We start from the raw sequence: 11,040 nt of genomic DNA, 5'->3' as shown, positions 1-11,040 counted from the left end.
GTTTCCTAAATCCTTTGTGAGCAAGCTTTTCAAGACTTAACGGGAAAAGTCAGAACTGTGGAAGAGTGATGGTACCGATGCTGGTACTGTCCGCATCAAGGATATTAATGTCACAGCTAGCTCTAACCTGGCAAATTTGACGAATGTTAACGGTACCCTGTATTTCACTGCTACCGACAGCAGTGGCGATCGCGAACTGTGGAAGAGTGATGGCACCGAGGCTGGTACTGTCCGCGTCAAGGATATTTATACTGGCACGAGTCACTCTAAGCCCCAAAATCTAACGAATGTTAACGGCATCCTGTATTTTAATGCCACCGAAAGTACTGGGGGGACTGAACTGTGGAAAAGTGATGGCACCGAAGCTGGTACTGTCCGCGTTAAGGATATCATCTCTGGCGTCGTTGGCTCTGACCCGCAAAATCTGATGAATGTCAACGGTACGCTGTACTTCAGTGCCTTTGACAGCAGTGGGGGTCGGGAATTGTGGAAGAGTGATGGCACCGAAGCTGGTACTGTCCGCGTCAAGGATATTGTCTCTGGTACGGGTAGCTCTCACCCACAAAATCTGACGAATGTCAACGGTATGCTGTATTTTGTTGCCACTGATAGCACTGGAGGTTATGAACTGTGGAAGAGTGATGGTACTCAGGCTGGTACCGTCCGCGTTAAGGATATTTATACTGGCACGGGTAGCTCTAACCCAACATATCTAACGAATGTCAACGGCACGTTGTACTTTGTTGCCACCGACAGCAGTGGGGGCAATGAACTGTGGAAGAGTGATGGCACCGAGGCTGGTACTGTCCGTGTCAACGATATCTACCCTGGCTTACCTGGCTCTAATCCCACCAACCTAACTTACGTTAATGGCAAACTCTACTTTGTTGCTGACAATGGTAACACTGGGCTGGAACTTTTTAAGCTTGACCTCAACAGTACCCCCACTGACATGAGTCTAAGTGCCAGTAGTGTTAACGAGAATGTTCCTGGCAACACAGTAATTGGCAACTTTAGTACCGTTGATGCCGATGGAGACAACACCCACACCTACACCCTAGTTTCGGGTACAGACACCAACGATAACAGCGCCTTCACGATTGTCGGTAACCAGTTACGTATCAACGCTTCCCCCGACTACGAAACCAAGAATAGCTACAACATCCGTGTACGTACCACAGATGAGGGTGGTTTATTCTACGAAAAAGCGATCGCGATCGGAGTCAACAATATTAACGATGCCCCAAAAGCATTAAGTACTATTGCTGACCAAACAGCAACAGAAGACGCCATCTTCAACTTTACCGTACCAACAACCACCTTCAGCGATGTCGATGCAGGCGACACCCTGACCTATACTGCTAGCCTCAGTAACGGCAATCCATTGCCGGCTTGGTTAAGCTTTAATCCAACCACGCGCACTTTTAGCGGCACGCCATTAAATCAAAATGTGGGCAGCCTCAGCCTCAAAGTTACCGCAACTGATAAGGATGGAGCTAGCGCCAGTAGTGTATTTGGTCTAGCGATCGCCAATACCAATGATGCTCCAGTTGTGAGTAATGCGATCGCAGACCAAACAGCTACAGAAGACATTGCCTTTAGCTTTGTGGTGCCAGCAAATACCTTCAGTGATGTGGATGCGGGAGATAATCTCGTTTACACCGCAACTTTGGAAAATGGTAATCCACTTCCTGTTTGGTTAACTTTCAACGGCACTACCTTTAGTGGTACTCCCACAAATAACAACGTTGGTAGCCTCAACATCAAAGTTATAGCCAATGATGGAACGGCAACTGTCAGCGATGTTTTTGCATTAACAGTGGCTAATAGCATTAGTCAATTTCCTAATGAAATTACTGGTACTTCAGTTGCAGACAACCTGACTGGTACGGTGAACAAGGATATTATCTCAGGATTGCTGGGCAATGACACGCTCAACGGACTAGGTGATAACGACACCCTCGATGGCGGCGATGGAAATGATTTCTTAGATGGTGGTACAGGAGATGACAGTCTCATTGGTGGTAAAGGCAATGACACTTATACTGTGGACAGCATCGGCGACACTATTATTGAATCTGCCAGTGCAGGCACAGATTTAGTCAAGTCTTCTGTGAGTTGGGTGTTGGGAGCTAATCTGGAAAACTTAACCCTAACTGGAAGCACAGCAATCAATGGTACTGGTAACAGCCTTAATAACATCTTAATTGGGAATACTGCCGCTAACACTTTGAATGGAGTTGATGGCAATGATAGCCTGATTGGTGATGACGGCAATGACACCTTAGATGGTGGTTTGGGAGCAGATAGTCTCAATGGTGGAATCGGCAATGACACTTACATCGTAGACAACCTCAACGATGCGATTACTGAAGCTTTAAATGCAGGCACAGATTTAGTTAAGTCTTCGGTGAGTTGGGTGTTGGTAGATAACCTGGAAAATTTGACCCTAACTGGAAGCTTGGCAATCAATGGTACTGGTAACAGCCTTAATAACATCTTAATTGGGAATACTGCCGCTAACACTTTGAATGGAGTTGATGGCAATGATAGCCTGATTGGTAGTGACGGCAATGATACCTTGTTGGGTGGTGCAGGCAATGACACCTTGGATGGTGGAGTTGGCAATGACAGCTTAGATGGTGGAGTCGGCAATGATATTTACATCATAGACAGCCTCAGCGATACTGTTACTGAAGGTTTAAATGCAGGCACAGATTTAGTTAAGTCTTCGGTGAGTTGGGTGTTGGGAAATAACCTAGAAAACTTGACCCTGAGTGGAACTTCAGCAATCAATGGTACTGGTAACAACCTTAATAACATTCTCACAGGAAATAGTGCCGCTAATATCTTGAATGGAGTTGATGGCAACGATAGCCTAATTGGTGGTTCTGGCAATGACACCTTGTTGGGTGGTGCGGGTGACGATAGCTTAGACGGAGGTGCGGGAATTGATAGTCTCGACGGTGGAGTTGGCAATGACATTTATACTGTAGACAACCTTAGCGATACTGTTACTGAAGGTTTAAATGCAGGCACAGATTTAGTTAAGTCTTCGGTGAGTTGGGTGTTGGGAAATAACCTAGAAAACTTGACCCTGAGTGGAACTTCAGCAATCAATGGTACTGGTAACAGCCTTAATAACATCCTGACGGGAAATACTGGCGCTAACATCTTGAATGGAGTTGATGGCAACGATCGCCTTTTTGGTAACTCAGGCAATGACACCTTGCTTGGTGGTGCAGGTGACGATGTACTCGCTGGTGGAGTTGGTCGAGATATATTGACTGGTGGAATTGATCGAGATAGCTTCAACCTGGCTGATACTCGCACTGGAGGCTATGACACTATTACTGATTTTACTGTTGGAGATGATACTATCTTCGTTTCTAAGACAGAATTTGGACTGAGCCAATCTCAGGATACAGTACTGGATTCGAGCTTATTCCGACTTGGGACTAGTGCGACAATTGCAGGCGATCGCTTTATCTACGATCAAACTACGGGGAACCTATTCTTTGATAAAGATGGGGTTGGTAGTGCTGCACAAGTTCAGATAGCCCAGTTCTCGAATCAGGTAGCGCTTACTAGTGCAAATATTACTGTCATTGCCTAACGAAAGCGAACTAAGTAAAATCCTCGCGATCCCTGACACATTGCTAAGGGCAGAGGAAATTATCATTCTCGGTAATACAAAAGGTTAAACTCGTTGTAGTTTTCATGCTGAACATGGCAACTACAACGATAATAAAAAGCTACCTAAACCTTCTTTGCACGCGGGTTTAACGGGGATATTATGGCTATTTAAGCACACATAACATCACTCAAATTGCACAAGCGATCGCTCCCATCCAAGCAAGGCGATTTGGACGTTTCATTTTCGACTTTCATAGCCTTTGAATATCACTGTTAATACTTACTTATTTTTCAAGCAAAGTCAAAATATATAGCAATCCTATTTGATTCCTGATTACTCGTAAGGATCGGGGACTGGGGACTGGGGACTGGGGACTGGGGACTGGGGACTGGGAAGATAGGAATAAAGGTGTACTGAGTTTTTTCAGAAATCAAATATGAGTCCTATACTTTCTTTAACTTCTTGCAGCGATCGCCTGTTTGATGAATGCTTCTAAATTTTGGGTAGCAGTGGGATTGTCAAACAGAACGTTGCTTGAGAGTTTTAGGGCTTCACGAACTGAGGATCGCCAATCAATATCTCCGGCTAATCGCACTGCAATCTGAATATATTGCGAGGTATCATCTGCAATTGTCTGTGTTACAGCGATCGCTTGCAAAAAGCCATAGGAATGACGCCCCCGCATAAACTCACCAGGACAAGTGACAATTGGTAAATGACAGGCGATCGCATCCAGTGTTGTGTTACCACCCGCCCAGTCGAAGGTATCTAAATAAATGTCTGCCAAAGAAAGCAAGTCAAAATAATCATCACGCGGTAAGACAGGAGAGAATACACAATAGTCAAGACTATCTAACCCGACAGCCGCAAATGCCCGTTTCAGACGTTCTTGAGAAATCCCAGAGCGAAGGAACATAAATTGAGCATTGGGAACTTGACGGGCAATTTCTGCATAAACGTAATCGTACTGCGGTAAATATTTATAAGCAGCTTGACTAGAAATGTAGACGATCGCATCTTCTCGTAATCCAAAAAATAATCGGTTGCGGCTAACTGAATCAACTTTGATCGTCGGATAGGAAATCCCAACACCAGGCAAACGTACAAGGCTTTCGGTGTAGTGATGTTGGCCATTCACAGGCTCCATCAGTTCGCTAGATAAAAAATAGTCAATGGTGGGCAATCCAGAAGTGACAGGTTGCCCCCAAGCCATACATTGAATCGGTGCTAAACGCAGTCCAGCAATACATAGTGTGGTGGCATCCATTCCTAATTCTGGAAAAATTAACACATCAAGGCGATCGTCAATAACTTGCTGACAAATCTGTTCTAAATTATTTGGCAAATGATAAAACTTCGTACTATGAGACTGAAATAATTGAGTAGCAGCATCAATTTGATGCCCGATGTGATATGAATAAATTTCAAAATTTTGATTGTCTGCATATTTAAGCCAGTTTAAGAACAAAACTGTTCCACTCCAGCTACATAAAAAATAGGAAAGATAGCCAATTTTAATTCTTCGATTGTTACTAATAGAAGAAATCGGGCGCACCTGACTCCATTGCGGATAATTTGCCGCCATAATTTTGTGAACTAGCTGTCCATATTGCTGCTGTAATTCCAGGTCATTTTTTGCCTGATATGCAAGGAAAAAGTTTGTATGATGGCTGATTCCGATCAAAGCTTTTTTCTGTTCATCTGGACTATTAATTGTTATTTCTTGAATCAATTTTTTTAGCCCATCTTCAAACCATGCCCGATAGGTATCAATCTCTTGAGGAGTATGATAAGTTTCTGGCAGCATCAAATAGCTCAACATTTTGAATATGTAGTTTTCAGGAAACTTCTCTGTAACCTGTTGAGCGAAGTTACGAGCTTCTAGATAGTTCTGGCTTTGCTTTAGACGAATAATCAGCCAGTAATACAGTTCTTCTGCTTGAGGGCAATTGCTAATACCATTTTGCAATGTTGCGATCGCCGCTGGCATCTGACCAGTTTTATACAAAACATCACTTAACTTCAGATAATAGTTAATTTGGTGCGGACAACTAGATAAATATTTGCTGTAATATGAGATAGCGTTTTCAGGCGATTCACTATCTGCGAAATAGTCACCCCATCTGTGCCAAGATTCTAGCCGAGCCGCTTCATAAATAGTTGGCTGTTCAATTTCTGACAAATCACATTTAGGAATTTGTGCAATTTCTGGCTGCTGGATAATGTAGCAATCTTCGCGATCAATTGGGATGCGAAAGTTAATTAATGATTTAATAATAGACCATTCTTCGGTAGTTAACTGACCCGTAAGCCCTACATTTAGGTCTTCTGAGACAGCTTCTTCTAAACTAAGTTTCAGAACTGTCTCAAAAAGTAATGAGTTAGCATTATCCTGTAGTTCATCCGCTAAACTTTGGCTGTAAATTAGTAGTGTTATATCTTGTCTAGCTGGATGTGTGAAAAGAGTTCTGAGAACATTCGTCAAGTCTTCTGCAATCGCGGTTTCTAAATTAGACCAGTCAGGAAAGATAATCAAATTAATATTTCTTAATTCATTAATTAACATAGCGTTGCAATTACTAATGATACAATCGTCTATTAAACTCGAAAAATCCTAAAAAGCCTTCAGTTTCCCCAGCGACTCAAAAAAGTTTTGCATTAGTTTATGGAAGAAAATGAAAAACGAATCCTTGACTCATGGCAGATGAATGCTAAATTATGGACACAAGCAGTTCGTAATAAACAAATTGAAAGCCGTGCGATCGCCACAGATGCCGCTATAGTTAAAGCGATAACCCAACTTAATCCCAGAACATTCTTAGATATTGGATGCGGTGAGGGATGGTTGTCTCGACAGCTTTTTTCTTTAGGAATTGATGGCTGGGGTGTTGATTTTTGCGCCGATCTCATTGAGACAGCAAAGGATAGTGGTGATTCTCGCTTTGTTGTCTGTTCGTACTCGGATCTTGCATCACAAAAATTTAGCACCATTGACCATTTCTCTTGCTCGATCTGCAACTTTTCAATTCTAGGCGAATGCGCTCTCGATCAGATCGCTAAGGCAGGTCATAGCCTGTTAGAGGACAAAGGCAAAATAATCATTCAAACACTTCATCCGATAATTGCTTGCGGTAACTCTCCATACTCCAATGGGTGGCGCGAAACTTCATGGCAACCAAATGCAGATCGACCATTCTACCCTACTCCTTGGTATTTCCGAACCCTGGAATCATGGATTAACGAATTCCATGCTTTGAATTACCGATTGCTAAATTTATATGAGCCATCCGATCCCAAGACAAATAAACCGATTTCCATTATTTTTGTCTTTGAACGGGAGTAAAGTATTAATTAACCGGACTTGATATTAGAGGATGTTTGAAAAGTAGTATGCTGTGATTAAAATCACATTATTACCCTTCTTAATGCCCCCTTATAAAGGCTACGGTGTACACACAAGTCTCTACGTTGTTCAATAATCTGGGTTTTACCCCACCCTAACCACTGCCTGAATTCAACAAACGATCGCCCGAATTCAATAAACGACCACCCGAATTCAATAAACGATCGCCCGAATTCAATAAACGATCGCCCGAATTCAATAAATGACCGCCCGAATTCAATAAACGATCGCCCGAATTCAACAAACGACCGCCCGAATTCAATAAACGACCGCCCGAATTTACAGCAGTTTTCATGTATTTGAACCACATCTGTTGTAGGGGCGCAAGGCCTTACGCCCCTACCGCGTGGTCTATTTACTTGAAAATAGCTGTAATATATTTATTGCATAAATTCTTAAAACCTCCCCCCAAACCTGATTTACTAAGGTTTTAGCTTTAGTTTTACCCCACCCTAACCATTACAGTTACTAATTTCATGCTAAAGCAAAACTAAAGCTCCCCTTCTAACTGTTGGGCTACCAGTTTGGCAAATAACCCTGTTTGGGCGATCAATTCCGAAAAATTACCTACCTGCACGACATGACCAGCGTCGATAACATAGATGCGATCGGCATTACGAATGGTGCTGAGGCGATGGGCAATTACCACTCTGGTAGCATTTAACTTAGCTAAACTTTCAGTTACAATTGCCTGGGTGCGGTTATCTAAAGCACTGGTCGCCTCATCCATCAAGATAATTTTAGGCTTGGAAACAAGCGATCGCGCAATCAATAATCTTTGCCGTTGTCCACCGGAAAGATTACTACCACCCTCGGCGACGATCGTATGCATACCCATTGGCATTTGCTTGATATCATCAGCAAAACCTGCCATTTGTGCGGCTGACCAAGCTTCTTCTAGGGAAACTAAAGCTCCGGCGGTGATGTTATCAAAAACCGAGCCTGTACCGATTTTACCATTTTGCAGTACCACTCCTAACTGTCTTCGCACAGCTTGGAGTTCCATCTCTGCTAAATCTTTGCCATCATAATAGATGCTCCCTGTCAATGGAGTTTCAAACCCCAATAACAACCGCAATATCGTTGATTTTCCACTTCCAGAAGACCCAACGATCGCAACAAATTCTCCTGGTTCGGCATGAAGGCTGACATCATTAAGGATTAAGCTGCCATTTTCCGAGTAGCGAAAGCTGACACGATTTAGGGCAATGCGACCGTTTAATTGTCCGGGGTTAACCTTGGTTGAATCATACTCAGGCTGTGATCGCCAAATCGGTTTTGCTCGTTCCCAGATTGGTACAATACTCCAAATTTCTGATACAGTATTGCTCAGGTCAATTACTCCTTTGATAAAAATAGTTAAAGCATAGTTAAAAGCAACGAATGTACCCAGTGTTAAGCGTGTTTGCATTAACAACATGGCAAACCCAAACAGCAGTATAGAACTTACCAAAGGAAGTGCTTCGTTAAATACAGAAATACTATCTTTAATCTCTTGCCAACTCGCCTTCAGTCGGATCTGCTGGCTGTACTTTTTTGCCCAAGCTGCAAATGCGCGTTCTTCTGCCATTGTCACTCGCAGTTTGGCAACACCGTTGATTAGTTGTACCGTGAGTCCCTGAATTGCACCATTGAGTTCTTGCTCTTTTTTCGATTTCTTCACCAAGAGGAAACTTGCAACAGTCGTAACCACAGTGGCAAATATTGCTAAACCCACGCCCACAAATGCTAATTGCCAACTGTAAATAAACATCAGCACCAAGTTGAATAAAGCAAAAACTCCACTCAACAACGTTCTTTGGGTAGCACCGCTAAGTTTTTGATGAATTTCCCTCACCGCCATAACGCGATTGACCAAATCTCCAGAAGTGTATTGGCGAAAAAAGCTAGGGCTTAATCTCAGCAGGCGATCCCAAATGGCTGGCTGTAATATGCTATCAGTGGCGCTTTCCACTCGTAGGGTAATAATGCTTTGGGCAACTTGAAAAGCTAACTGCCCAAAGGCGACTGCAAACATTACTAATCCGATCTGCCAAAGCATTGCGCGATCGCTATCGGGAATGGCATGATTGATTAAAATTGCTGTTGCTTGCGGTGCAACCATGCCCAATATTGTGCCTAGTAGCCCAACCACTAAAATACTGGCAATATCTTTTTCATAACCCTTGACCCCAAACCGCAGTAAATCAATGGCGTTGAGCGCAATTTGAGGTAATGGTCGATACAGAACGTAGGCTAATGGTGACAGTGTTTTTGCTATTGATTCATTTACAGGTGTCCGAGTTCGCGCTACGGGGTCAAAGATGACATAATCTCGATTATCTGTAGGTAACAACGCCACTGGGCGTTCCAGCTGAGTATAAGCTAACATCGCGCCTTGGTCTTGATGCCACCAGCCATCTGTTAAAGTTATACGCCGAATCCGAATTTGCGATGCTTGTGCGATCGCAGCTACAGGGTCTTTAATAGAATTCAAATCCTCTGCTGGTGGACGAATCTCTATCCCCAGCGTCCGTCCGACTGCCCCAAATGCTACCAATAAGGGCGGCCCTTCCTGAGAAAAAACCGCCTCCTGCTGTGGCTGCAATACTGTTGCTAAATCAGAGAGTGCCCCCTCTATTACTTGCTGATTAAATTGTTCGCGTTCCTGAAACTGCCGAAATTCTGCTTCTGCTTCTTTATTTGCCAGCAAACTGAAGTAGTGAAAGAAATAAGTATGCAAACTGGCTAAACCTGCCAGAAGTTCCTCGAAATTTTCTAAATCTGCCGTTGGTAACATTTGTCCGATAACCGCATCTTCTGCCTCCAGCCACATATCACTCGTGAGTGGAAACGCTGGTGAGGTAGAATTCAACGTTAATTCCTCGACTCCCATCCAGTGAGTATTGCCTTGCTGCAACTTCACCCATAGAAGTGTTTGCTGCCTCCACTGTAGCGTTTCACTGGGCGATAATGAAAAATCCCGCCCTAATGTCTGCACAAGGTTTAATGGCGTTGTTAAAACTGTTTGCTGGGCACTAAGAGATTGTCCTAAATGATTTACCCAACCTTCTAAAAATTCTATGGCTTGAGAGTCAGCCGCCGCGATTCCCTTAACCAAATCAACCATTGACATCTGGCATAATTGGGTGGATTCAATTGCGATCGCGACAAAATTCCATTGGCTTTGTGCGATTACTTCCGGTAACAAGACTTCACCAGCGTTGACATGAAACAGATAGCGGCGATGCTCCTTTGGTAAACTGTTTTTAACTCTAGTTGCAAACACTGCTAATGTTCCAGACTGCACTATCCAGAATGTTTCTGGATCGTTCAACAGTAATGGTTCGTTTGCCTGAAAGGAGTATGGTTTGGAAAGAGGATTCACTTAAGGTAAATCGATGTGAGTTCGACGATTGGAAAAAGATATAAGAAAAACTATTGTATCCCGGCTGAATGTAACACAGATTTTTTGTGATGATGATATTACTTTAGAGGACATCAGCCTCAGGGACTTCCAAATAAAAAATAATTAATTGCTCAATCAGCAGGGAAAGCAGGGCAAGAAAAATCTGATAATCGTCTTGGATGGAAAAATTGAGTAATTTAACGTGTGCCTCCGTGGGAGACTCACGTAAATTTATAATTGCTGAAGAAGATTTGCCTTTAATGTCGCTTGAATAAGGAAAATGATAGAGTTAAAGGCGATCGCATAGCGAAAAATGTAAATAAGATATGGCTGACCAAAAAGATAAAGCTCAAGAAAAAAACCGCCTTGAACAGCTTCAAGAAGAACAAGGCAACACCGATGCTAAACACTCAGGCGGTGCTGGCGCTTCTGGTGGCAACTCAGGTGCAGGTAAATCTGGCACATCAAAAATTTCTGCCACTGGTACACCTGATGATATCGAAAAAATTGATCGAGAGTAAAGCTGATTTTGACGATGAGTCAAGGTTTAACTGCCTCGGCAATCATTAGCAACTCAACAATGGTGGATTGAATACCTGATTATTAGACATC

The 11,040-nt window shown here is 43.1% G+C and carries 6 protein-coding genes; 3 read left to right on the top strand and 3 right to left on the bottom strand.

Translation table 11 applies throughout. From position 1 onward, the window contains the following. The first annotated feature begins 136 nt into the window (after positions 1–136). Positions 137–3,616 carry an ELWxxDGT repeat protein gene (locus tag RMX89_RS31000; RefSeq protein ID WP_322691649.1) on the top strand — a complete coding sequence of 1,160 codons (3,480 nt, stop codon included), beginning with the start codon at positions 137–139 and terminating at the stop codon, positions 3,614–3,616. Between the two features lie 475 nt (positions 3,617–4,091). On the opposite strand, the gene RMX89_RS30995 is transcribed toward RMX89_RS31000, so the two are convergent. Then, positions 4,092–6,203 (bottom strand): glycosyl transferase family 1, encoded by a 2,112-nt coding sequence (locus RMX89_RS30995; RefSeq protein WP_322691648.1) that lies wholly within the window; start codon positions 6,201–6,203, stop codon positions 4,092–4,094. Positions 6,204–6,302: 99 nt separating this feature from the next. On the opposite strand from RMX89_RS30995, the gene RMX89_RS30990 reads away from it, so the two are divergent. Continuing rightward, positions 6,303–6,980, top strand: a complete 678-nt coding sequence (locus tag RMX89_RS30990) for a class I SAM-dependent methyltransferase (RefSeq protein WP_322691647.1) — start codon at positions 6,303–6,305, stop codon at positions 6,978–6,980. Between the two features lie 154 nt (positions 6,981–7,134). On the opposite strand, the gene RMX89_RS30985 is transcribed toward RMX89_RS30990, so the two are convergent. Then, positions 7,135–7,335: a hypothetical protein gene (locus RMX89_RS30985; protein WP_322691646.1), complete on the bottom strand. Its 201-nt coding sequence runs from the start codon at positions 7,333–7,335 to the stop codon at positions 7,135–7,137. A 195-nt stretch (positions 7,336–7,530) separates the two neighbouring features. After that, positions 7,531–10,407 carry an NHLP bacteriocin export ABC transporter permease/ATPase subunit gene (locus RMX89_RS30980; RefSeq protein ID WP_322691645.1) on the bottom strand — a complete coding sequence of 959 codons (2,877 nt, stop codon included), beginning with the start codon at positions 10,405–10,407 and terminating at the stop codon, positions 7,531–7,533. Positions 10,408–10,754: 347 nt separating this feature from the next. Here RMX89_RS30980 and RMX89_RS30975 point away from each other — a divergent pair, with 347 nt between their 5' ends. Further along, a complete protein-coding gene (locus RMX89_RS30975) occupies positions 10,755–10,949 on the top strand; it encodes a hypothetical protein (protein WP_322671424.1) in 195 nt (64 codons plus the stop codon). Positions 10,950–11,040: the final 91 nt, after the last annotated feature.

The organism is Nostoc sp. DedSLP04 (assembly GCF_034530775.1).
In the GTDB taxonomy this organism is placed as follows: Bacteria; Cyanobacteriota; Cyanobacteriia; order Cyanobacteriales; family Nostocaceae; genus Nostoc.
Note: the sequence above shows the minus strand (reverse complement) of the source record. Positions and strands in the feature narration are given on the sequence as shown.